The 24,841-nt window shown below is 47.4% G+C and carries 17 protein-coding genes, 1 pseudogene and 1 riboswitch; of the genes and pseudogenes, 4 read left to right on the forward strand and 14 right to left on the reverse strand.

The features are described 5' to 3' along the window. Positions 1 to 51: 51 nt before the first annotated feature. Both alr and BLW39_RS02610 read right to left on the reverse strand, forming a co-directional pair. A complete protein-coding gene (gene alr / locus BLW39_RS02605) occupies positions 52 to 1,167 on the reverse strand; it encodes an alanine racemase (RefSeq protein WP_059377102.1) in 1,116 nt (371 codons plus the stop codon). Positions 1,168 to 1,258: 91 nt separating this feature from the next. Continuing rightward, positions 1,259 to 1,414, reverse strand: a riboswitch (Lysine riboswitch). 108 nt (positions 1,415 to 1,522) lie between these two features. After that, complete coding sequence (locus tag BLW39_RS02610; RefSeq protein WP_059377105.1) at positions 1,523 to 3,946, reverse strand: exonuclease domain-containing protein; 2,424 nt, start codon at positions 3,944 to 3,946, stop codon at positions 1,523 to 1,525. 149 nt (positions 3,947 to 4,095) lie between these two features. Here BLW39_RS02610 and mvk point away from each other — a divergent pair, with 149 nt between their 5' ends. The 4 genes from mvk (at position 4,096) to fni (ending at position 8,218) form a co-directional block, all read left to right on the forward strand. Further along, positions 4,096 to 5,034: a mevalonate kinase gene (mvk, locus tag BLW39_RS02615; RefSeq protein ID WP_059377114.1), complete on the forward strand. Its 939-nt coding sequence runs from the start codon at positions 4,096 to 4,098 to the stop codon at positions 5,032 to 5,034. A 66-nt stretch (positions 5,035 to 5,100) separates the two neighbouring features. Continuing rightward, complete coding sequence (gene mvaD / locus BLW39_RS02620) at positions 5,101 to 6,066, forward strand: diphosphomevalonate decarboxylase (RefSeq protein WP_059377116.1); 966 nt, start codon at positions 5,101 to 5,103, stop codon at positions 6,064 to 6,066. Between the two features lie 3 nt (positions 6,067 to 6,069). Continuing rightward, positions 6,070 to 7,140 carry a phosphomevalonate kinase gene (locus BLW39_RS02625; protein WP_059377118.1) on the forward strand — a complete coding sequence of 357 codons (1,071 nt, stop codon included), beginning with the start codon at positions 6,070 to 6,072 and terminating at the stop codon, positions 7,138 to 7,140. Positions 7,141 to 7,162: 22 nt separating this feature from the next. Next, on the forward strand, positions 7,163 to 8,218 hold the full coding sequence (gene fni, locus BLW39_RS02630) for a type 2 isopentenyl-diphosphate Delta-isomerase (RefSeq protein WP_074717732.1): 1,056 nt from the start codon (positions 7,163 to 7,165) through the stop codon (positions 8,216 to 8,218). A gap of 40 nt (positions 8,219 to 8,258) precedes the next feature. Here fni and aroB read toward each other — a convergent pair whose 3' ends face one another. The 12 genes and pseudogenes from aroB to BLW39_RS02695 all read right to left on the reverse strand — a co-directional run bounded on the left by aroB (position 8,259) and on the right by BLW39_RS02695 (position 24,734). Then, positions 8,259 to 9,314, reverse strand: a complete 1,056-nt coding sequence (aroB, locus tag BLW39_RS02635) for a 3-dehydroquinate synthase (protein WP_059377125.1) — start codon at positions 9,312 to 9,314, stop codon at positions 8,259 to 8,261. A 1-nt stretch (position 9,315) separates the two neighbouring features. Beyond that, positions 9,316 to 10,305, reverse strand: coding sequence for a 3-deoxy-7-phosphoheptulonate synthase (gene aroF, locus BLW39_RS02640; protein ID WP_059377127.1), 990 nt, complete (start codon positions 10,303 to 10,305; stop codon positions 9,316 to 9,318). 432 nt (positions 10,306 to 10,737) lie between these two features. Then, entirely contained in the window at positions 10,738 to 10,998 is a 261-nt protein-coding gene (locus BLW39_RS02645) for a hypothetical protein (protein WP_059377135.1), read from the reverse strand. A gap of 26 nt (positions 10,999 to 11,024) precedes the next feature. Next, on the reverse strand, positions 11,025 to 11,948 hold the full coding sequence (locus BLW39_RS02650; protein WP_059377144.1) for an aldo/keto reductase: 924 nt from the start codon (positions 11,946 to 11,948) through the stop codon (positions 11,025 to 11,027). Between the two features lie 243 nt (positions 11,949 to 12,191). Beyond that, complete coding sequence (locus BLW39_RS02655; protein WP_059377153.1) at positions 12,192 to 12,935, reverse strand: 3-oxoacyl-ACP reductase; 744 nt, start codon at positions 12,933 to 12,935, stop codon at positions 12,192 to 12,194. Further along, complete coding sequence (locus tag BLW39_RS02660) at positions 12,935 to 13,492, reverse strand: QueT transporter family protein (RefSeq protein ID WP_059377156.1); 558 nt, start codon at positions 13,490 to 13,492, stop codon at positions 12,935 to 12,937. The genes BLW39_RS02655 and BLW39_RS02660 overlap by 1 nt, the downstream gene beginning before the upstream one ends. A gap of 181 nt (positions 13,493 to 13,673) precedes the next feature. Beyond that, positions 13,674 to 14,963: an RNA polymerase sigma factor RpoD gene (gene rpoD, locus BLW39_RS02665; protein ID WP_074717735.1), complete on the reverse strand. Its 1,290-nt coding sequence runs from the start codon at positions 14,961 to 14,963 to the stop codon at positions 13,674 to 13,676. A gap of 12 nt (positions 14,964 to 14,975) precedes the next feature. Next, a complete protein-coding gene (dnaG, locus tag BLW39_RS02670) occupies positions 14,976 to 16,910 on the reverse strand; it encodes a DNA primase (RefSeq protein ID WP_059377159.1) in 1,935 nt (644 codons plus the stop codon). Between the two features lie 145 nt (positions 16,911 to 17,055). Then, positions 17,056 to 19,365 (reverse strand): annotated as a pseudogene (locus BLW39_RS07190) (BspA family leucine-rich repeat surface protein). 128 nt (positions 19,366 to 19,493) lie between these two features. Then, positions 19,494 to 21,719, reverse strand: coding sequence for a BspA family leucine-rich repeat surface protein (locus BLW39_RS02685; protein ID WP_059377171.1), 2,226 nt, complete (start codon positions 21,717 to 21,719; stop codon positions 19,494 to 19,496). Between the two features lie 171 nt (positions 21,720 to 21,890). Beyond that, positions 21,891 to 23,219 carry a 2-hydroxycarboxylate transporter family protein gene (locus BLW39_RS02690; RefSeq protein ID WP_059377175.1) on the reverse strand — a complete coding sequence of 443 codons (1,329 nt, stop codon included), beginning with the start codon at positions 23,217 to 23,219 and terminating at the stop codon, positions 21,891 to 21,893. A gap of 117 nt (positions 23,220 to 23,336) precedes the next feature. Beyond that, positions 23,337 to 24,734, reverse strand: coding sequence for a hypothetical protein (locus tag BLW39_RS02695; RefSeq protein ID WP_059377177.1), 1,398 nt, complete (start codon positions 24,732 to 24,734; stop codon positions 23,337 to 23,339). Positions 24,735 to 24,841 lie beyond the last annotated feature (107 nt).

Below are 24,841 nucleotides of genomic sequence, written 5' to 3' on the forward strand. Positions count from 1 at the left end.
TCAAAATAATTTCTGCTGTTTAAAAATATTCATCGTCTGGTCTGCCCAGATTTAATCAACCAGTTCACGGTTTAACCGCGCTTGGAAACGAATTGTTAACTCCCAGGGGTCGATTTGGCAATAGCGAGAAAAGTCCCAAATGGTGATTTCCTGGTCGCCGTCTGTCCCAATGAAGGTCACCGGCGTCCCAACTGGCACTGGCTCATCAACGGCAATCATTAACTGATCCATCGCCAATTGGCCAATGATTGGGGCTTTCTTACCGTTAACCAAAACTTCAAAGCCTTGGGCTTCACGGGGAAGGCCATCGCCGTAACCAATTGGTAGAGTGGCCACCCACTGGTCCTTGGTGGTTTGATAAGTCGCCCCATAAGAAACGCTGGCGCCCTTTGGTAGTTGCTTAATCATTGCGACCGCCGATTGCAGGGTCAAAACCGGTGCCAAATAGTCATCGGCTCGAATTTCACCGGCCGAAGGTTCAACCCCGTAAACGGACGTTCCGGCCCGAATCACATCGGTGGGGATGGCATCAACCCGGTAAAGGGCTGCCGCCGAGTTGGCTAAGTGAACCAACGGTGGCATTGTCAGGCCATCGGTTAGTTCATGCCAGGTAGCGACTTGCTGGGTAAAGTAAGTCGTATCGACATCATCGGCCGTGGCAAAGTGAGTCATGATACTTTGATAGGTCAATTGTTGGAGGTCTTCTTCGAGGTCGGTAATTGCTTGGCTCAGCTCATCACGACTCCGAAAACCGATCCGACCCATGCCGGTATCAACCGCCAAATTAACTTGTAACTTTGGCCCACCAATTCGCAACAGCTCATTGGCAGTGGCTAACCAGTCGCGGTCAGCAACCGTGGCGATAATTTCATAATCGGCCAGTAGCTGGGCCTGGTCGACCGGTGTCAAGCCCAAAACCAGGATTGGCTGGCAAAAGCCTGCCTTCCGCAAGGCAATTGCTTCATCCAAGACGGCAACGGCTAACCCATCGGCCCCACCCTCAACGGCTGCTTGGCTCATTTCCAACAAACCAAAACCATAAGCATTAGCTTTAACCGTTAAAAAGATGAACTTCGCCTGACTTGACTCACGCATCACTTTTAAGTTTTTGGCAACGGCCGCCTTTGAAATCAAAATGCGACTGGGACGGTGAGTAGCGACTACCATAATGGCCTCCTTAGGCAATAAAAAAAATCCAAGCAACGGGGGTTCTTCGCCCTGTTACTTGGATTATTGTCTAAAAATAGTCACAAAAAAACAGTTGAATAGCTCCCCGCTGCGCTTGCAGCGACAGTCCAATAGCTCTTAACTATTGGCCCAGCAAGATGGCTTTGACCCCATCAAACTTCGGCAACCGCCCCTTTCACTAACACGCGGTTAGTTACTCTTGTTGGTTGCGACCTCTATTACTTATTAAGTTGTCATTAATATACATGAGAAACTTTCTCATGTCAACAAAATTGACAAATATTTTCCAGCCCTAACAGAAAAAGGCAGCCAAAATGGCTGTCTTTTTTCTTAATTATTCAATATATTTTTGGTAAAAGTTCGCTTTTATACGCTTGCGCCGGTTATTAACGACTTCCAACTGGTTGGCTAACGCTTTAACTTGTCCTTGGTTAAAAGAGCCAAGTAAAACGGAACCGCTTTGCTTTTGCAAAGCCACCAATAACGGTGCCAGGCTTTTCACATCAATAAACCGATGCGCTTGCGAAATCAACGCAATCGGCGGTGCTTGCAAGTTTTGTTGCCAGATTGCCGACAAGTAATCTGGCAAGACAATCAGAATTGATTGGTCTTCCAAGGCACTTTGTCGGGCCGCTTTCGCTAGTGGTGCCGAACTGTCTTGCGCATAAATGACATAGTCATCGCCGTATTTGTCCGACAACTTATAGTACCAGTGGCGTAAAGCCGCCAGGTCCTCAACGATTACGACCATCCGTTTCATCCCCGCTTCCACCAGTAATTCGATCTGCCGTTCTTCCGTTCGACTGGTCGTGACCACGGTTGGCAGGCGTTGGTCGGCACTGTCTTCAATGGCATTCTTTTCGGGTAGGAGCGCATTTGGCGTCTGGGCCAAAAAGTGTGACAGTTCATCTGGCAAATAAGAAGAAACCACCAAGACCTTATCAACCTGTTTCAAGAAGTACTTTTGATAAAGTAGGTCCGTTTTGACCGAGAAGACCAAGCTTTGAACGGCTGGTTCCTTTTGAATTTCCCAATTCAAATTGGCCAGGTATTCCTGGTGCGCTGACAACCACGCCACCTTATCAAGTTGGGCCTGCAGTTCCGGCTGTACCATCTTATGGTTAAAGTCCGCCTGATCGGCCAAGGCAACAATGTCTAGTAAGCGATTTAAGACTGCCTTAGCGGCCTTGAGTAGGCCAACATTCAGCTGATGGCGGTCAATCTTATTGCTGGCTTCTTCCCAATTATGCAAAGCGACTTTCCACTGTCCCTGCACCTTTTTGGGCAAGGCACTGGCTTGATCGGCTAAGCGGGCCACTTGGTCTTGATAAAAACTGAGTGGCAAGGTGAGGCCAAAGCCCTCTTGAATCGCCGTTAGTAGGCCAATCGGCTTTTCCAAGATGGCCACCGGTCGGTCCTTTTTACCACTTTTTGCCTGTAGTTCTTCACCGTTGGCAAAGAAGGCCGCAAAGGGCATCAAGACGACATCGGCCGCAATCGCCCGCTGCCATGCTTCTTGGAAGTACTTCCCAGTTTGGTCCGACCGGACTAAACTCAGGGCTGGCTGGTTTTGAATGCCTCGGGGCAACTCGACCAAGGCCTTTTCATGACTTTCACTGAGCCAAACCACGATGCGTGCCTGCCAAAAGGTCCCCCCGTCTTTCTTGGCCAGCCGTAGGCTGTCTTGAAATTTAACGGGGTCCAAATAATCTTGAGGCGAATAAAGCAAAGACACTGCCAACTTCTGCCTTGGCAAGACCTGTTGTAAGTCGGCAATTTGTTCGGCTTGGTGCCTGAGCAAACCAACATCGTGGGCCAAGAGATAAGTGGCCTGTGACCGTTTCTGGTAAAACAAGGGGAAAAGATAAGAGATGGTCTTTGGTACCTTAGCCGGGGTTAAGAGCTGATAAACCGTGCGTTTGCGCTGGGCCAAGAATCGCTGCACTTGGTTCATCACTTCCGCCTGGTCATCTTCAACCTGGTAAGCTGGGCCCAGTGCTTGATTTTTGGCCGCTGCGCTTTCTGGGTAGGCTTGGTCTGTAGCCCCGTCAGGAGTACTTGCTTGCTGTTGGTTTAACTTCAACTCGCTTAAGCGGGAATCCTGCCCGGCGCCAATCCCCAGATTTTCAAAACTTTGATTGGATGGTCGTTCCGAAACGGCCATAGCCAAGAATTCTTGGCTCTGCCGTAACAGACCCCAGTCGATGCTGGTCAACGTTTTCTTTGTCTTTTCCGGCAGCGACTGCGCCTTTTGCCACAAGGACAAGAGCAAGTAGGCGGTGGCCTCGGCGTCCGCATTGGCCCGATGAGCCTGTGTTAAGGGCAAGTTCAAGTACTTGGTCAAATCAGAAAGACGGTAACCCGGCGCCGTTGGGTACAAAATTTGTGCCAATTGCACCGTATCAATGGCTACCAAATCCAATTTCGGCAAACCGACCCGGACAAATTCAGCGTTCAAATACGGATAGTCAAAATTGACGTTATGAGCGACAAAAACCTGCCCTTTTAACAGCGCCTGCAAAGATGGGGCGATTTCTTCAAAGTAAGGAGCATCGCGGACATCCTTTGGTGAGATATGCGTCAGCTGTTGGATGCGCTTATCAATCGGTTGGCCCGGGTTCACAAAGGAATCGAAGTGCTCAACGATTTTTTTATTTTTTACAAAGGTCATCCCGATTTGAATAATCCGGCCACCTTTTTCAACGGATGGCTGGGTTGTTTCCAAATCGACAATCACAAAGGCGGCTGATTTTTTCATCAGGACTCCTTTCACGTTTCATTGAGATTAGGACACAAAAGAAAACTTTTCATTACTTTCAGCTCTTTTTTATCCCTTTCTTTTCCCAGTTATTTTACACTACTTAGGCTTCTGCGGTACAATATTAGCAGTTATTGGAGTCATTTACTATGGAAAAAAAGACAGTCGGCTACGGCCATTCACATGCCAAAGCCATTCTAATCGGGGACCACGCCGTTGTTTACCAACAACCGGCCGTGGCAATCCCCCTTTTAAACTTACAAATTACCGCTAGCATTCAAACTTTGACAACCGGTCAAACGATTATTTTAGCAGAACAAGCCTACGATCTTTCAGACCTTGGCGCTGATTTAGAAGGCCTACGCCAACTAATCATCGCCCTCTTAACTGATTTAACAGGTGCAAAGCAAAGTTTTCTACTTGAAATTAATTCGGTCATCCCCCAAGAACGCGGTTTTGGTGCCTCGGCGGCCCTCGCTACCGCCGTTACCCGGGCCTTTTTTGATTGGACTAACCAAGATCTTAGTCAAGAACAACTGGCTCACTACACTGATTTGGCGGAAGACATCTCCCATGGTTCCCCATCCGGTATCGATGCCGCCACAGTCTCATCAACAGAGCCCGTGTGGTTCCACCACCATCAGACAGAGCCCTTTGCGACCAATTTGGAGGCCACTTTAGTTTTGGCCGATACCGGCGTTCGCGGCCAAACGGTGCGCGCCGTCAACATCGTCAAAGATCAATTAAAGAAAAACTACGATGTAACCTGGCAGGCAATCAACCACCTTGGCGAACTGGCCTTTACGGTCAAGGAATCCCTCGCTAACAATGACCCAGACACTTTGGGAAAGCTTTTCACCCAGGCACACCATGACTTGCAGACTTTACAAGTTTCCCATCCCAAATTAGACACCCTGGTTAACGCCGCCTTAGAGGCCGGTGCCCTTGGTGCTAAGCTAACCGGATCGGGAATTGGCGGGGCAATGTTTGCCTTGGCCAAGAACAACGACCAGGCCCTAGCTATCGCCGAAAAGCTCCAAGAAGCCGGTGCGCGTGAAACTTGGATTGAGCCCCTCACCGCTGATTAATCGCCGCCAAACTGACGGATGCACCTTTCAATTAACCAAAACTACCCCCACTAAAGGATAACCGCTATGAATGACAAAACGGCAACCGCCAAAGCCCATACCAATATCGCGCTAATTAAGTACTGGGGAAAAAAGGACCGGGAATTAAACTTACCCACGACTTCTTCTCTTTCATTGACGCTCAATGAATTTTACACCATTACGGCCGTCACTGAGGGTAAGGAAGACACCCTGTTGATTAACAACATGATGCAAGACCCCAAGCGAATCCATCAGTTTCTCGATTTCCTACGGCAAAACGTTGGGGACTTTCCTCCTTTGACCGTGATTTCGCGTAACATGGTGCCAACTTCGGCTGGTTTGGCCTCTTCGGCCTCATCCTTTGCGGCGTTGACCGCTGCCGTCGCTAAGTACAACGACTGGGATTTATCCGAAAAAGAATTATCACGCTTGGCCCGCCGTGGTTCAGGATCGGCCACTCGGTCGTTTTTCCCGGGCTTTGCCGTCTGGCATGAAGGGACTGACGATGAATCGTCTTTCGCCGAAGCCCTGCCAGCCACTGATTTGCCAATCGCCCTCGTCGTTTGTGAAATCGCTGGGACCGTCAAAAAGGTTTCTTCTTCTGACGGGATGATGCGCGCCATGACCTCACCAAATTATGCTGCCTGGGTCGAAGAATCCAAGCAACAATTTGAAGAAATGCAGGCCGCCATTGCCGCTAAGGACCTAGCCAAAATCGGTGAATTAGCCGAAAAGAACGCGCTGGACATGCACGCCTTGAATTTGACGGCCACTGACCGTCGTTTTACTTACTTCAACCAAATGACCCAAGACATCTTGGCTAAGGTCAAAGAACTGCGCCAAGCAGGATTCTTAGCCTATGCGACTTTGGATGCTGGGCCAAACGTTAAAATTATTACTAGCCAAGACCAGGCAGAAACAATCCAGGCCAAGCTTAAGGAAGCCTTTCCAAAGTTGCGCTTAGAAATCGCCACCCCAGGTCCTGGCTTTAGCTACATCAAGGAAGACTAATTCGTGACCACCACCGAACTGACAATCCCGGGTAAACTCTTTTTAGCCGGGGAATATGCGGTAACCAGACCGGGGCAACCCGCGATTTTAGCAGCGATTGACCAGGGGATGACCCTAACGGTATCTAGCAGCGCAAGCCTAGCCGTCGGTCAAGTGCAAATCGAATCCGATGCCATCGACACCCCGCTGCTCTTTTCCTGGGAAGACTTCAAAGCATTGGTCCAAACCCCAGCCAGCCAAGTGCAAAAAACGAGCTGGTCCTATGTTCAAATCGCCTGTGCCCTCTTTTACCAGGAGCACCCGCTGCTCAACTTACAGGTCACACCCGGCTTGTCGATTAAAATTCAGTCACAAATGCGCGGTGAGGAAGGCAAATTAGGACTGGGCTCCTCTGCGGCCGTTACCGTTGGGACCATTAAGGGCTTGGCCCAGTACTATGGCTGCCAAGACAGTCCACTAGCCTTATTCCAGCAGGCCGCCTTTGCCCATTACTATGTCCAGGGGTCAGGTTCCTTGGGGGATGCCGCTTCGGCGACCTATACCGGCGTGATTGCCTACCAAGCACCAGCCTGGCTGGGTCAAGTTGACCAGACGACGCTCACCTTAGCCGACTTTAGCCACTTGGATTGGGACCAACTAAAAATTACCCCAATTAACTGGCCGGAAAACTGGCAACTCGCCATCGTAGCAACGTTTAGCCCAGCTTCCACTCAAAAGGCCTTAGCCAAAAATTTCTGGTCGGATTCCTTTGCCCAAGAATCGCAAAGGATCATGGGTCAGGTCCAAAAGGCCATTCACACGACCAACTATCCGAGTCTTAAGGATAGCTTGCAGGCCAACCAGGACCTCCTGGGGGCCAATTTGCCAGCCGGTTACTTAACCAAAGCGCTGGCCGCCTTTTTAACGATTTTAGATCAAGAGCCACTAGCCGGTAAGGTTTCTGGTGCCGGTTTTGGCGACAACGGTTTCGTGGTCTTCACCGACCAGGACCAAATCGAAGCCTTTTCCAAGGCAATTCAGCCGATCGACTTGCACCTAATCCTGCCGCGAATATACCGCGACAGTCATTTCTAAGCACCTCATTTCAGGAAAAACTATGGCAAATACACACTCCAACCGTAAAAATGAACATCTGTCATTAGCGACCAAGTTTTGGCGCGACCAGGAAAACCCTGTCGTCGGTCCGTCTTTTCAAGACGTCCGTTGGCTCCCTGTTCCTTTAACTGATTTGGCCGTCGCCGACGTCGACCACCATGTTCAGCTTTTAGGCCACGACTTTGACTGGCCATTCTTTATTGAGGCGATGACCGGTGGGTCTGCGTCTGGTGGGCAGGTGAATGCTGATTTGGCCACTGTTGCCGCACAGACGAACTTGGCAATGGCCGTTGGTTCTCAGTCCGTAGCCCTAAAGGATTCGTCCCTAGCGGCTTCCTATCAAGTGGTCCGGCAAAACCACCCCACCGGCTTTTTAATTGCCAACCTCGGTTCCGACCATCCAATTGAAAACGTCAAAGCCGCCATCGAGATGATTGATGCCAATGCCATCGAGCTACACATCAACGTCGGCCAAGAATTGGCCATGGCCGAGGGCGACCGCCGCTTTTACTGGCTTGATAACCTGGCAACCGTCATTGCCAAAAGCCCCGTGCCCGTTATTATCAAGGAAGTCGGCTTTGGCATGAGCCAGGGCTTAATCAAGCAAATCGCCGACCTGAACCCCGCCGCGATTAACCTTGGTGGTGGTAATGGGACGAACTTCGCCCAAATTGAGCAACGACGGGACCGCGCTCAGCAAAATCCCCTCGACCTGTCACAATTTGGTCTAAGCACGGTCGAATCATTGATTGCCGCCGAAAAAGCGCATATCACTTCTGATAAGGCCTTACCGGCAATTATTGCGACCGGCGGTGTTCAATCGGTGAATGACGTCATCACTTCCCTCATGCTTGGTGCCAACGCAGTTTCCTCAGCCGGCCACTTCCTCCAAGTTCTGATGGCAGACGGTCGAGATGGCCTGCAACAAGAAATCGAGCACTGGCAGCAAGCCCTGCCCGAACTAATGACCCTTCTAGGAGCCAAGACCGTCACCGATTTAGCGACGGCCGACCGCCTTTACCAGGGCGACTTACCAAATTCAATTCAACAACTTTAAAAGAGCATCGCGGCTTTCACTAAACCGCGACGCTCTTTTTTTATAGTTTCCGAATTTTTTTGGCTAGGTCTTGGACGCTAATGCTTGTAATTTGCGGCTGGCCAATCCCCGTCAAATAAACAACGGCCAGTTGCCCATTGCGATTCTTCTTATCCAAGCGAATCCGTTCGACCAGGTCCGGTTGACTTAACAAGGGCGACCGGCTTGGTAAGCCGACCACCTTCAACCGTTCTTTCAGCGTCTCGGTCAGTGTCTGATCATCGGTCAATAAGCGGCTGATGGCTACCATACCAATACTGACGGCCTCGCCGTGGCGCAACTCACCCTGGCTCAACGCCTCAACCCCATGACCAATCGTATGGCCAAAGTTGAGCAGGCGGCGTTTGCCACCCTCGTGCTCGTCGGCCATGACCACCGCTGCCTTAAAGCTAACGGCCTCTTCAATCAGCTCTTCCGCCAGGGTAATAATCATTTGCGGGGCATTCACCTGACAGATTAACCGCCAAAAGTCGCCACCAACCAGGGCAGCTGCCTTGACTACCTCCCCGTAGCCAGCAATTAGCTCCCGTTCCGGCAAAGTTTTCAAGACCATTGGATCAATTAACACCAAGTCTGCCGGGTAAAAACTACCCAGCAGATTTTTGACCTGATGGGCATCAATGGCCGTCTTTCCACCAACCGAACTATCTACCTGGGCCAAAAAAGAAGTCGGCACCTGAATTAAGCCAATCCCCCGCATGTAAATCGAGGCGACAAAACCGGCTAAATCTCCAATCACCCCGCCACCCAGTGCCAGGACACCGTCCGTTCGCGTCAGGCCAAATTGAGCCATCTTGGCGGTTACAGCCATCACCTGGTCAACTGACTTGGCGGCTTCTCCATGGGCAACAATCGCTATTTCAACCTGAAAGCCAGCTTCAACCAGGCTATCAACCACTTGCTCTAAGTAGAAAGTGGCGACGTTATCATCCGTCACGACAAAGACTTTTTGCGCCGACCAAATCTGGGCCACTTCCGCTCCCAGGCTGGCCAAGAGGCCCTGGGCAATCTTCACGGTATAATCTTTTTCTTTTGCGGTCACAACAATTTCTTTCACATCAATCCTCCATCAAGACTGCCTTAATTTTTCGGGCCTTGTCTGCCATCACTAGCAAATCTTCGGGCAATAAGGCCTGTGGTCCATCCGAAAAGGCTTGGCTTGGATTGTCGTGGATTTCAACGATCAAGCCTGCCGCCCCCGCTGCCACACCCGCCAAGGCTTCTGGAATCACCAAATCATGGTAACCCGCCGCATGACTTGGGTCGACCATTACCGGATAAGGCGTCAGTTCGCGCAGCACTGGGACTGCCCCAACATCGAGGGTATTGCGATTATATTTGTTATCAAAGGTGCGAATACCACGCTCTACCAATATAATTTGCTGGTTGCCGCCGGCCGCAATGTACTCAGCAGCGTTCAAGAGGTCATCAATCGAAGCCGACATCCCCCGCTTCAGCATCACCGGCAGCTTTGTTTTACCAACCGCCTTTAGCAAGGAGAAATTTTGCATGTTGCGGGCCCCAATTTGAAAGATGTCGGTATAGCGGCCAACCAAATCAACATGACCCTCATCCATCACCTCCGTCACCACGTCCAAATCAAAGGCATCGGCGGCCTTGCGCAAGTATTTCAATCCCTCTTCGCCCAAGCCCTGAAAGGAATAGGGCGACGTTCGGGGCTTAAAGGCACCGCCGCGCAAGACCGTGGCACCAGCCTGCTTGGCGACTTCGGCCATTTTCAAAAGGTGGTCCCTGGATTCGACCGAACAGGGCCCGGCCATCAGGGTCAGGCTCTGGTGGTCAATCTGGCTATGGGGCGTCTTGACCACAATATCATCTGGATGAAAGACCCGGCTGCTCTGGATGGCTTTTGGGTGGCTGTGCTCGATTTTTTTGGCCGTTGCCAAATCAGCTTCGGCTAGATCAGATTCAGTGATGCCTGTGATTGCGATTCTCTCGCCATGAATAAAAACATCCGTCTGTTGACCAAAACGGTCCTTTAATTCTTGAATCTTCGGGTCGGTAATTGATGCAAATTCGATAATCATTTCTTTCTCCTTTAACAAAGCAAAATTCCAACAAAAAACTCTCGTGAAGGCTCCTACCACCACGAGAGTTTTTACCGATGATTATCTCGGTCCGCCATGGTAGTAACCTTGTGCGTGACCGAGGAACATGTTGAAGCTATTGGCCACACAAAATGGAGTGTCTGCTCCATCCTGTGTGGATTAAGCAGGCGCTTTACCAATAGCTATAAAATCGAACCGTCATTCCATTTTGCAACATGTCTTTTTCCTCCGACAATTAATTGTTGCTGTTATTAAAGCACGAAAAGAAAGTAAAATCAAATCGTTTCATCATCTTTTTCACATTTTATACATATTAATTTAATATATGCAGATAAAATGCTATTTTTTTAGCATTCCCATTAAAAAAACAACAAAATAAAAAGTCCCGCAACACTGCGGAACTTCATCTACTTACTGACCTTTTTGGGCCAAATAATCGAGCAACCACAACACATCTTCCCGGTTCACCAACCGGTGTTCCTGGTAGTTGTAAAACATTGGTTGCACCTGATTAATCAAATGAATATCATGTTGATTTTGGGTTGACCGAACAATGTCACAGGCATCCCCAATCGTTGGAATATCTGGAAATTGATATTCACTCATAATCGACCCCATCACGGTATCCGGCGACTCATGCAGGAGGGCCTCAATATACTTCAATGCGTCCATTCACCCTCCTAACTTTACTACGCGGCTTATTGCACCGCCTTGTTTAGATACTCATCAACATCATCCCAGCTCGAAACGGTGTCCTTTACGCCGGTTGTTTCACTACCCTTGTGCCAGGCAAAGGCTGGATACCAAATACTGTGCTTTTCTTGGTTCAAAGCCTTGATTGCTTTCACCTCAGCCTCAGTCAAAGCAAAGTCAGCAATCTCACTGTTGGCAATAATGCGTTCTTCGTGAGCCGACTTTGGAATCGTGATGGCGCCCATTTGGTAGTCAAAACGCAAAATCACCTGGGCAACTGACTTACCGTGAGCCTGCGCAATCTTTTCCACAGCGGGGTTAGAGAGCGCTTCACCACCGCCAAGTGGGCCCCAAGCTTCCATGGCCATTCCGATTCCATTCATGTACTGGAACAGAGATGTCTGCTGAATTAATGGGTTGAATTCCATCTGGTTAACCTGTGGCATCACCGTGCCGGCAGCCAACAAATCTTGGATTTTTTCTTCGTTGAAGTTTGAAATCCCAATGGCTCGGACCTTACCCTCGTGGTAAAGCTTTTCCAAGGCATGCCAAGTATCAACATACTTGCCATCGACTGGCCAGTGAATCAGCAACAAGTCCAAATAAGTCAGGCGCAGCTGCTTTAATTGCTCTTCAAAGGCAGCCAACGTCTTTTCATAGCCCTGATCACCGTTAAAGACCTTGGTCGTGATAAAGAGGTCCTTGCGGTTCAAATGGTTATCTTTCAAGGCCTGCTGAATCCCATAGCCAACCCCGGGTTGGTTGCCATACTGCTTAGCCGTATCAATCAGGCGGTAACCATTCTTGATGGCTGTCTGCACTGACTTCGCTGCTTCCGCATTGGATGACTTCCAAACACCCAGACCAAAGACTGGCATTTCAACGCCGTTTGCTAGTGTCGTTGTTTCTTGCAAAATTGAATTTTCCATTCGACTATTCCTCTCTTTTCTATATCGTCTACCCCTAGTTTAAAACAAAAACCCTCCCGGTTTCAAACCATAGAGGGAAGTTTTTATAATAAATTGGAATAAAAATTGGGATGACGATGCCAGCCGTCGCACGCTACTAACAGCTACAGGTTGGCAAAGGATGCATTTCAACCAAGCACGGGCACGGTTGCGATTGCCAGCCACGCCCCTGCCCCAAAAAATCGAATCAAGGGCCAAATTAGCCTAGTGCCCCAATGACCAGCCACCGTCCAAGGTCAAAACTGCGCCATTCATATAGGACGCTTGCGGGCTCGTTAGGTAAAGCGACAAGTCCGCGACCTCTTGGGGGTCGGCCCAACGTTTGGCCGGTGTTTGTTCCGCCACCTGCTTGGCCATCATCCCATCCCCGGCGAAGTCAGCCGCGTTCATCGGTGTTTGAATCGCGCCCGGAGCAATGGCATTGGCTCGAATGCCTTGGCTGGCATAGTCGAAGGTCATTTGCTTGGTCAAACCAACCAAGGCGTGTTTGGCCATGGTATAGGCTGCGCCACCGCCGCCAGCCTGCAGACCAGCAATCGAGGCCATGTAGACCAACTGGCCCCGGCCCTGCTCCACCATCTGGGGCAGGACCGCCTTGGTCAGTGCCACCGCTGGCCACAAATCAACGGCCAAGACGTTCTCAATCGTTTCCACCGACTGGTCTAATAGCGGTTGAAAACTGTCAAGAACACCAGCAGTACTCAAAAAGATGTCAAAGACGGGAGTGTCAGCCGCCGCCAATTTGGCCACCAGTTGGTCCAAGTCTGCTCGTTGGCCCAGGTCGGCTTGGACTTTGGTCAAATGGGGATGGTCATAGTCGATTGTTTGGCGGTCAATCGCCGTCACATTCGCCCCGGCGTCCAAATAAGTCTTCATTTGGCAAAAACCGATGCCTGAAGCGGCACCGGTCAATAAAATATTTTGATTGTGATAGTCTTGTTCAATCATTATTTCTTCAAGTCAACAATCTTAGCCAAAGCGTAAATGACAACACCACCAACAGCCAAGGAAACAAATTCACCCGGCACCAAGGAGACATAGTAAGAAACCCAGTTCGCCAACAACGATGATGACGAATGGTCCGGTGCAAAGGCACCATGGGCGTTGATAGCAAAGGCAAAGGTAAACTCTGCGGCCAAAATCGCCATACCAATTGTCAACACCACAATCGTGGAAATGACAATCTTGATCAAGGGCTTTTCCACCTTACGGGTGAAAAGATAAGTCAAGCCGGTCATAATCACCGTGCCCAACGTCCCAAAGACCCAGTCAATCCACCCTAATGGTGAGACCATGTTGGCAATCAAGACCCCCAGACCCAAGGCCACCACGTAACGCTTGTTCCAAGCGGATAAGTGGTTTAACCCCTCTGACAATCGCAATTGGACTGGTCCAAAGCCAATCGGTGCGACCATCATCGTAATCGCTGCATACAAGGCAGCGACGACGGCCGTTAAAGTCAGGTTTCTTGCGGATGCAAACTTTGGTTGATTTTGATTATTCATTTGATACTCCTAGTTTTGATTAAGCGGGATGGTAGATGAACCGCTATTATTAAGGGTGCCTCAAGTCAGCCGTTAAGCTGACGCTAGACATGAAAAAGATTCGGCCAAAACCGAATCAAGGTCAAACTATATTTGTTTCAGTCTACTGCACTAACTGACCTATGGGCGGCAATTGCACGACTTAGTTTTCGTCCATAAAGTCCTTCAAGTGCTTTGAACGTGAAGGGTGGCGCAACTTCCGCAATGCCTTCGCTTCAATTTGACGAATCCGTTCACGCGTCACACCAAAGACCCGACCAACTTCTTCCAAAGTCCGTGTCCGACCGTCTTCCAATCCGAAACGCAAACGCAAAACGTTTTCTTCTCGGTCAGTCAACGTATCCAAGACGGATTCCAATTGATCGCGCAGCATTTCATAGGCTGCGGAATCGGCTGGTGAGATGGCTTCGTTATCTTCGATAAAGTCACCCAAATGTGAATCGTCCTCTTCACCAATTGGTGTTTCCAACGAAACGGGTTCTTGAGCAATTTTCAAGATTTCACGAATCTTATCAGCCGTCAAATCCATTTCGGCACCAATTTCTTCAGGAATGGGTTCACGACCTAAGTCCTGGAGCAATTGCCGTTGAATTCGAATCAACTTGTTGATGGTTTCGACCATGTGGACTGGCACACGGATGGTCCGGGCCTGGTCGGCAATGGCACGTGTAATCGCCTGACGAATCCACCAGGTTGCATAAGTTGAAAACTTAAATCCCTTGGTGTAATCGAACTTGTCAACGGCCTTCATCAGTCCCATGTTACCTTCTTGAATCAAATCCAAGAATTGCATGCCTCGACCAACGTAACGCTTAGCAATTGAAACAACCAAACGCAAATTGGCTTCTGCCAATTCCTGCTTAGCTTCTTCATCACCGGCTTCAATCCGCTTTGACAATTCGATTTCTTCGTCACCCTGCAACAGGCTAACGCGACCAATTTCCTTCAAATACATCCGGACAGGATCGTTAATCTTGATTCCTGAAGTATCTTCGGCGTTTTCCAATTCATCCTTTGAAGGCTTGTTTTGCTTAGCCTTCAAAACTTCGGGTGCTGGATCACCAGATTCATCAACAATTGAGATTCCGGCGTCTTCAACCTTTTCCATCAATCGTTCGATGTTTTCAGTATCCAAGCGGAATGGTTCCGCAATTTTTTCAGATAATTCGCTATATTTAATTTGCTTAGCAGGCTTATATTCCTTCAGCAGTTCACGCACAGCCTTATCATAGGCAGCCGACTTCATTGGGCCGGACTTCTTAGCTGGCTTCTTCACTGGTTGCTTGGCAATTTCAGCCGCTTCTTCTGGCGTCTTTCCTTCTGCCAGGGCTAGCAACTCGGCCTTCCGGGCCCGACCGTGATAAGCAATGTGTTGCTCATCAAGGTAATCTTTAATTTCAGAAATTTTACTTGAGCTTGAAATTTTTGCCATTATATCTCCTATTTATTGGGCGTGCTGTTTTCTGAGGTTGACCAACTCAGTGGTTAATTGAATCAAAGCGGTATCATCGTGCTGGCTCATCGCCAAGGCCATCTTCTTCTTCAAGTTTTCCACTTGGGTCTGATATGGCGCCTCTTTCATGATGATTCTCAGGTAGTCATCAACTGCATCCCGTTGAACTTCTAGTGTACCAAATTCTCGGTCAATTGCCATCATTTTCTGGTTCAAATCCGGCTTCTGGACAAAGTCCATGAATCCTGCCAAATCAAATCCCTGACCGGCCTGTTGCTGATAAGCTTCAAAAAGCATCATCAATAACTGGTACTCCGGATGGACAAAGGCAAAGTCCGGTAACCCCTTCACATAAGCCAAAATGCCAGGTGCTTTAATCATCGCCATCAGCAGGCCTTGTTCGGCCCGTTCGACTTGACTAATCCCCTCATCCAAGTGACTAGCAATGTCACTGGAAGAGGAATAACCGGCACCTGCGCTGGCCATTTGATTCAGGCTATCAAAGTTACCACCATCATCTTGGTCCCAGGCAGGCTCTTGCCAATCCATTTGCTTTGAACCAAAGCCTGACCGGTTAGCCTTCTTGGCTGCAACGGGCTTTTTCTCAGTACGGGCGTGACTCGTTTGGTACTGCTGTAATTCGGCTTTCAGTGCTGCATAGTCCGAGCCGTATTCATCACTAAACTGCTTTAAGAAGTAGTCTTGTTCGACTGGACTCGCATCGGTCAAGATCGGCCAAGCTTCCTTTAAGAATTCTAAGTACTGCGCTTGATTCTGTAGGTTTTTACCGTTCTTTGCAGCTTGAATCAAAAATTCAGTTGGCGTCAAGACGCTGTGGTCCAAGGCTTGCTTCAGTGCATCCAATCCCCGTTCCCGACGAATTTCATCAGGATCGCGACCATCCGGCAAGGTAATCACGCCGATTTCAATTTGTGGGGCCACCTGCCGAATCAGTGGAATCGAACGCTTCGCTGCCTTTTGACCAGCAGCGTCACCATCGTAAATCAAAAGAATTCGATCAGTAATTTTCGCCAGTTCCTTCACGTGGGCATCTGTCAAAGCAGTTCCCATGGTTGCCACCGCGCCTTCGGCACCCGCTAAGGCGGCCGAAATCACATCCATAAACCCTTCAAAAATCATGGCTGGTTGACCAGCCCGAATGGATCCCTTTGCCTGGTCAAAATTATAGAGCAAGTGTCCTTTATTAAAGAAAGGGCTTTCCGGCGAGTTCATGTACTTCGCTGGATTATCAGGGTCAAGTGAACGGCCAGAGAAGCCGCGAACCTGACCGCGGTCATCTTTAATTGGCCAAACCACTCGATTGTTAAAGCGGTCCCGACTAATTTCATCATCTTGTTCCAGGAACAACTGACTTTGCTTTAACAAGCCTTCATCAAGGTTATGTTCCCGCGCATAAGATAACAAGACATTATTGCTGGGCACAAAGCCCAAACCATAACGCTTAATGGTTTCATCATCTAACTGACGGTCATTATGCAAATATTCGAGCGCCTGCTCCCCAGCAGTCGTGTTGAGCAGAATGTGTGTATAAAGCCGTTCGGCGTTACTATACAAATCAAAAATCCCGGCATACTTTTCTTGCCGAGCAGAGAGTTGCCCCTCGTACTTATCCAAACCTGAAATATTCAGGTCCTTGGCCAAAGACAAAACAGCTTGGGGATAAGTATAGCCTTCCTTTTCCATCAGAAAAGAAAAAGCCGTTCCGGACCGGCCACATGAGAAGCAGTGAAAAACTTGCTTCTTATCATCAACAAACAACGATGGTCGGCGGTCTTCATGGAAAGGACAGGAGCCGTTCCATTCACGACCTCGCTTGACAAGCTGGGTGTAATTTTGAATTAAATCCACCAAGTTCGTTTGCGACCGGACTTCATCAATTACACTTTGTGGAATCCGCTCTGCCATACGCCTCCTCGGGGTCCCCTGATGCGAGAGCCCGCACTTTCACCTAATACAATGCTGTCTACAATTATAAAGAAATTTAGCCATTCTGTCAAAGCAAAAAGCCCTGTGCTCAGAAGGGCGCAGGACTGATAGACTGACTGGTTGATTAATGGCGGTTTTTCTTGAAAAAGCCAGCCACTGCAACCGTCGTCACACCAATTGCTTCAAAAGAAAATAACATGGAAAAACTCGATTTTATTACGCGCGCAGCAGTATGTGGCAATGACCCATTATCTCGGTTGTCAAAGAGGTCCACTCGCTTTACTATCGGACTAGCTGAGCTGGCCGCTGCTGAACCAGTACTTGGCGACCCACTAGCCGTGCCGCTCGTGGTCGAGCTTGGTTGGTGGTCCCCATTGATTTCCACCTCAATGGTTTGATTGATATCCTGGCCCCCCGCTCGAAAGACCAACTGAGTTGGGTCAACTACCTGATAGCCAGCAGGAATTTGATCGTGTAAGTTGACTACCTGCCCCTCGACCGTTGTTTCTTGTGCGCTAGAAACAACCCGACCGTGATCAACAAAAGTAACCGTCACCGGGTCAATTTTAACCAAGTAAAAGGCGACTGGTTGTGCCGGATTCAAGGTCTGGTCCAAGGCAAATTGGTCCGTTGTTCCCTGCTTGGTCGTACCATCCAATTGATACAAAGTCGAACCAACCAGTTGATAGCCCGCAGGAATCGACACCGTCACAGTTGACCCAGGAATCCCCTGAATAATGTAATTACCGCCAATTTGTTGCTTGGTAACCGAATCAAAGAACTGGTAGGATTGCCCAACTTGCCAATCCCCTGGATTAGCTTGGCCATTATTAATTTCACTGCCCGAAAGCACTACTAATTTGCCGTTACTATCGTAGCGATTCCAGGTCGCCTTTGGCATTGTTGCATCCAAATCATTATCACTGGTCATGACAAACTTAGACCCCAATACCAAATGGGTCAGGTGTGATGTATACTGGTTAGCCGCAAAGGGCGAAGTACTCGAATCCGCCATCCCAGGATCCATCAAAAACATGTTGGCCTGGCTACTATCATCCGTGTTATCTATGCCACTGATATCAAGGTTTTTCAAACTAATCGTGTTGGCAAACATACCACTTGTTCCTTCGCCGGTCGTCGCACCCCGTGTTATGGCACCCGCCTTTGTCAGCTTGGCGTTCCAAGAACTTAAGTCCAGCGACTGCAAAGACATGTCATTAAAAAACAAGTCGCACATGTTATTGACGTTACTGACATCCAAATTGCTAATGCCCGTAATCGATTGGAGCCGGTACATATTGGAGAACATCCCCCACATATCAACAACATGGCTCATATCAAAGTTCGAGACATCTAAATTGGTCAACGACTTTGTCCCGTTAAACATATCGTACATTTCAGTCGCATTTTATGTATTAAAATGACTAAGGTCGATACTTTGTAACTGGGCATCGCCCGAAAAGAAACCAGTAAAGTCAGTTGTTTGCGAAGTATCGAGATTTTGCATCCCCTCGATCGACGTTAAATTTGAAAAACCTCTCAATGTGCCAAGGGCATTTTGACCCGTCTTGACTGGTTGCGTGAAAACAATTTTTTGTACTTTTGCTTGGTCGGCTGGGCTCAAAACCGTTGTAGCATCCGTTGGCAAAACCCCTGCAGAACCATCATCCGCTGCACCAACTGTCAAAGTTCCGGTCGCTGGATCAAGGGTTGCGTTAGCTGTACCCCAATGGAAATTCGTGCTCCGTGCCAGACCAAGCACCGGATGATTCCCGCTCGTCCATTCCCAGCTGTTCCCCAGCATGGTTCCTTGGCCGTACAACGATGAAGAGTCAAAAATCAAACCCGCATCCTTCACCGCACTTAAATTGCGCGTTTCTAGACCAATCACACTTGTTAGAGCTGGCGTTACAGTAGTCGGCTGAGTAAACATCCCTGCAATTGACTGAACATGACTCATGTCCCAGGTACTTAAATCAATCGTTACCAAACTTTGGTCAAGGGCAAACATATTGGTCATGTTGGTTACTTGACTCGTGTCCAGACTAGCACCAGGCAAAAGCGTAAAACTAGTCATCGAAAACAGGTCTGTAAACAAACCAGTAGCATCTCCAACGAGCTGAACATTGCCAGAAATTTGAACCTGTTTCACAGCCTTAGGATCACCAATCTGCTTATTAAAAAACGTATACAAATTACCGTCAGTAGCCCCATTAATCGTTCCTGAACCAATGGTCATCACACCAGTATTCGTGTCAAAAGTCCAGCTAGCACTCCCCCACGTCCCGGTCTTAATTGTGTCTTGCGTGGCACTGCTATCCGCTTGGGCATGATTGTAGGTGACGAGCGGAGCAGCAACAGCTATCGTACTAAGTGTCGCTGTTGCCAATAACGCTGACCGCCAACTAGCTATTTTAGTAACATTCCCCTTCATTAGTTCTCACCTCGCCTTGCTTATGGCCTCATTCTAATCCAAACAAAAGACAAAAACAATTCTAAGGTAATCAAAGTGAAACAAAAAACCTGCGCTCAACTGAGTACAGGTTTTCAACTAAAACTAGATTATTCTCGTGGATTCTTCTTAAACAACAAAGCGAATACAGCCACAACTGCTGCCACAAAAACGCCAACAAAGTTCTTTTCAACCGCCTTCACGGCCGTCTTTGGCAACTCTATTTCCTTTTTGCTGCTACTAGAGGTGTCAACATGCGTTGAATTCGTTTGTGAATCCCCGCTACTTTGCTTGGTATCGTGGTCCCCGTGGGTTTCGACCTCAACATCACGCGTCACATCCTGGTCAGTGACTTTAACCGTTAACTGACTTGGATTAACAACTTGATAGCCAGCTGGAATACTATCTTGGAAGTTAGCAGTTTGATCTTCATCAACTGACTTCTTGGCAGTCCCAATCACCTTGCCATGATCGACAAAATTAATCGTGATTGGCACAACTTTAATTAAGTAGAAAATGGCTGGCTTGTGAATGTCCAACGTCTCATCCAAGGCGAACTGGTTCGTCGTACCGTGTCGAACATCACCATTGGTTTCATAGACGTTTGAGCTAATCAACCGGTAGCCATCAGGAATTGGTACTGTCACCTCTGTTCCAGGTAATCCCTGAACGATGTGATTACTACCAATTTGCGCACCTGTTAATAGGTCGAAAAGCTGGTAAGACTGACCACCCTGCCAATTTCCAGGGTGAGCGTTTCCATCACTAATCGCATTTCCAACGATAACCACCAGGTTGCCGTTTTCATCGTAACGGTTCCAAACCACATTTGGCACCGTACCATCCAAATCATTCTCACTCTTTAATAAGAACTTTGGACTCAAAACAACATGGGTCAAATGTGCCGTGAACTGGCTGGCATTAAGCGGTGAAGTTGACATATCGACCAGGTTAGGGCTCATTGTAAACATGTTTTCTTGTGCAGGATCAGCGGTGTTATCCAAGTTACGGATATCCAGGCTCTTCAAGCTCACCGTGTTGGCGAACATGCCACCCGTACTATCATTATGGTCAGCGGGCAAACCTGCAATTGGTGCTAACTTTGCGTTCCATGAACTCAAGTCCAAGGCTAGCAATGACATATCATTTAAGAAGAGGTCGTGCATGTTCTTGACATTGCTGACGTTCAAATTATTAATGCCATTGATTGCCTGGACCCGGTACATGTTGGCAAACATTCCCGACATATTGACCACATTACTCGTATCAAAGTTGGAAACATCAATGTTCGTTAGCGCCTTGTCCCCATTAAAGAGATCATACATGTTGGTGGCATTGTGCGTATCAAAGTGACTCAAATCAATGCTCTGTAACGCAGTGTCATCACCAAAGAGGCCACTAAAATTCGTTACCGCTGAGGTATCCAAATTCTGCATGCCTTCAATCGAAGTCACATAAGAAAAACCGCTAAGGCCTGAAGTAGCATCTGCTGCAAATTTAACTGGTTTCGTAAAAACAATCTTTGTGACTTGCTGTTGGTTGGTTGCACTCAAGTAGGCGGTTGCGTTAGTTGGCAACACACCTTCAGAACCGTCATCCGCTGCTCCAACAGTTAACGTCAACGTTGTTGCATCGTAGTGAGCATTGGCCGTTCCCCAGTGAAAGTTGGTATTGTGATAAATGCCCAATGGGTGGTTACCGGCAACCCACTCCCAGGTATTCCATGAAAAAATTCCTTGGTTAGCTAAGGGCGTTGACAAGAAGATATCACCCGCGTTGGTCACAGCACCCAAGTCACGGGTCTCTAAACCTGTCACATTAGTTAACGATTTAGCATTTTCAAACATACCCTCGATATTTTTAACATGACTCATGTCCCAGGTACTCAAGTCAATTGATTGCAAAGCAAAGTTCAGTGCAAACATATTGGACATGTCTGTTACCTGGCTTGTATCCAATTGGCCACCTGGTTCAATAGTAAAGCTCGTCAAAGCCGTCAATGAATTAAACAAAACATTGGCACTGCCAACTAATTTGACGTCACCGTTAATTTGAATTTGCTTAATACCAGTGATAGCATTCGGAATAACCTTTTGCAAAACGTTATCCGTGGCACCATTAATCGTACCGGACCCAATCGTTACGACCCCTGAATCTGGATAATAAGTCCACGTTGCCGTTCCCCATGTACCACTTGTGCTGGAAGTCTGAGAAACAGTAGTATCAGCCTGCACATTGTGATGTGACATGGCTGGTGCCGCAACGATTAACGTACTAAGGACGGCAGTTGTTACTAATACTGACCGCCAGCTATTTGTCTTTGTATTGTTTAACATTTGCTTATTCCCCTCTGTCTCACTCATTAATCTTATTCTAAACTATTTTAGACATATAAGCAACACTTCTGTAATGAAAAAGAAACAAATTATGTAACAATCCAACAAAAAAAAGTCTCTCAACTTTTTTTGTGAGAGACTTCTTTCAACAAAGCATTTGTTTTTTAAATTTTAGTGCATAACCGTAATCAGCAAACCACCCAAGATCAAGATGATTGCACCACCGATTCGGTTACCCATTTGCGCGAAGGCAATTAAGCCCATTCGATTTGAAGCTGACAAGACGGCCACGTTTCCAGTTCCACCCATTGAGTTGTTGATCATTCCAGCAGAAATTGCTGATTCGACCGGGTACAAGCCAAAGAGCTTACCAAGAAATGCACCTGCAATTCCAATCGTCACTACTGAGACAAAGGCACAAACGACCAATTGCCATGACAAAGTAGCCAACAATTTGTTCATATCAACCAAGGCCAATCCAATACCAGCCAACAAAGCCTGTGTGGTTTTCGAAACAATCAAATTTCCAAACATCACAGCTGAATCTTCGTAAAACTTTGGTACCAAGTTCAAGGCTTTGGCCACAATCACGGCCAAAATCAAGAAGGCAAAGGCGTTAATGCTTGGCACAAGTGCATTCAACAAGTTTCCAATCATGTAGAATGACAAAGCGACCATCATCCCTACTAACATTTGTGAGTAGTTGACTGCCGGTGCTTCTTCTTGCTTAGCATCCCCGCCTGCCATGTCTTCGTTCGTCTTCAACAATTGGCCTTGACCATTCATCTTTGACTTAGCCGTAAACTTAACCAGCAATGATGAACCAATAATCGCCATCAAATTTGCCAAGACAACAGCTGGGAAAAGTTGGTTCAAAATTGATCCGGCCGAAACATGCAGGGCTGAGCCATAGATGTTTGAAAGCGGAACAATTCCGGCACCGATTCCACCTGCCATCATTGGAAAGGCAACATACAAGGCTGTGTGGTTAAAACCAAGCCCGAGTAGTTGACCAACAAAGCTGACAACAAAGAATGTAATGATCATCGCCCCAAAGGCAACTGGCAAGAAACGCACAGCTGACTTCAGCAACAGCTTCCGGTCCATCTTCAAAATGGCTGACGTAATCAAGGCCACGATGTAGAATTCCAAAAAGTTCTGGGTTGAGATGAAGGTCCGGATAGTCACAACGGCTTCCTTAGGCACCACACCAGTACCGGCCAAGATCGAGCCAGCAACAACGGCAAATGCTGAACCACCACCCAAATATGAACGAAGGATTGGTAGGTTGTTACCAACATAGAAGAAGATTCCCCCAAGCATTACTAATGCAAAGAGGCCCCCACCCATATTATTTGGTAACAAACGTAGGAATAATACAGTTCCCAGTAGGACCACCATAATTAAAAAGGCAACCCCACCGATTCCTGCAACTTGTAGCTTACTTTCGATTTTGGAAAGAATCCCGGCACCTTGCGGCGCCTGTGTTTCCTCAGACATAATATCTCCTCATCGCAAAGCAACTTTAATATCTTAACACGTTTTTAAAATTAATCAAATATTTTTATTACTACATAAGCATAAAAAAAGACCCGCAAATGCGGATCCTTTTGATGATTATAATTCGTTTTTCTTGTTACGGGCCAAGAAGAGCAATGAACTCAAACCAATAACACCTAATACTGCTAATGCACTAGCATTACGGTTAAATTTGGCTGAAGTCTTAGGCAAAATGCTCTTTGAACTTGCCTTTTCACTATCAGAAGTGGCTGCATTGGTAGCTCCGGTTGTGCTTGCTGCACTAGTTACGTCCTCGCCACCAGTTGTTGGCAAGACGGCTTTGTTGGCAGCTGCTGTGTTAGTTGCTGTTGAGGTTGATTGGTTAGAAGTTGTTGATGAGGCTGGTGTTGCGGGGGCATCAATTAATGGAATTGAATTTATTGCCGCAACAGCCGCAGCTTTAATAGCAGCAAACTTTGCCGAACCATCTACAACGTTTCCGCTAACATTGCTGCTGGCAAGAGCGTCATCAACCTGTTTCAAATAATTGTCCAATACAGAACTAATCTTTGAGGTATCAGCCACTTTACCGCTAGCACTCTTTGAACTAGCCTGACTAGCAATGTAATTCAAGACATCCTTTGCACCGGCTGCGTAAATAATATTGCTATTCGATGTTGACTGTATCTCGTCAAAGTCCGAACTCGTGTAATAGGTAGTTGCTTGATGAAAACTAAGAAAATCTTCAAAATTGGAAAGATCGTGGTCTTGCTTTTCCTGTTGAATTGCATTCTTAATATTTGTCTGTGCACTTTCAGGTAATGAATCTGAATCATTAATTTTTGCAGCTGTCTCTACCACAGGCTGCTGTGCTTGGATTTGTTGCGCTCTCATACTGTATAATTCAAATAAAGTAGTTGGATCAAGCTTTATTAATCCATTCAAATCTTGAGTCTTAATATAATTTAACTCATCCTCGTAAGACTTATTGTAAGCGACAATATCACTTGGAGTATAATACTGAAGATAAGTTAGTAGAGACACTGCATACCTTTGAATCCGAGTCGAATCTAACGTATTAGCGTTCACTAAATTTTGAATCGTCGTCGCATCTGTTGCTAAGTCAATTTGATTTAGCAAAGTTGTCTTGGCTTGATCACTAAAGATTGAAGTAAAACTACTAATCAGATTCTGATACATTGACGCATCAATCGCGTTATTTGGCAAAGGATTGCTAATTGCATTTGTTAATGTTGATTGTAAACTCTGTATTGCTTCATTTCCATTGGTAAAATTATAACCTATGGTCGTTTCGGCTTGCTGTTTTTGAGAATAGAATCGATCATTTGGATTTAAATCAGCACTAGCAACAAGTCCCTGTGGGAAAGAAGGTAACACATGATTGTTACCAGCAACTTGAACAAATAACGTAACAGTCACAGAAGCTGTAGCCGCAATAACCAGTCCCTTTCCAGCTTTAAACATCTTATATTTTAAATTCGTCCCAAACTTCATAACAATCTCCTAAAAAACAGGCGTAACATTTGTTACCTAAAATATACATCCTGTTGCACAATATGTCAAATATATTTCTATAATTATTACATTTGTAAATAAATGAG

This window comes from Fructobacillus pseudoficulneus, assembly GCF_900108455.1.
GTDB classification, from domain to species: Bacteria; Bacillota; Bacilli; order Lactobacillales; family Lactobacillaceae; genus Fructobacillus; species Fructobacillus pseudoficulneus.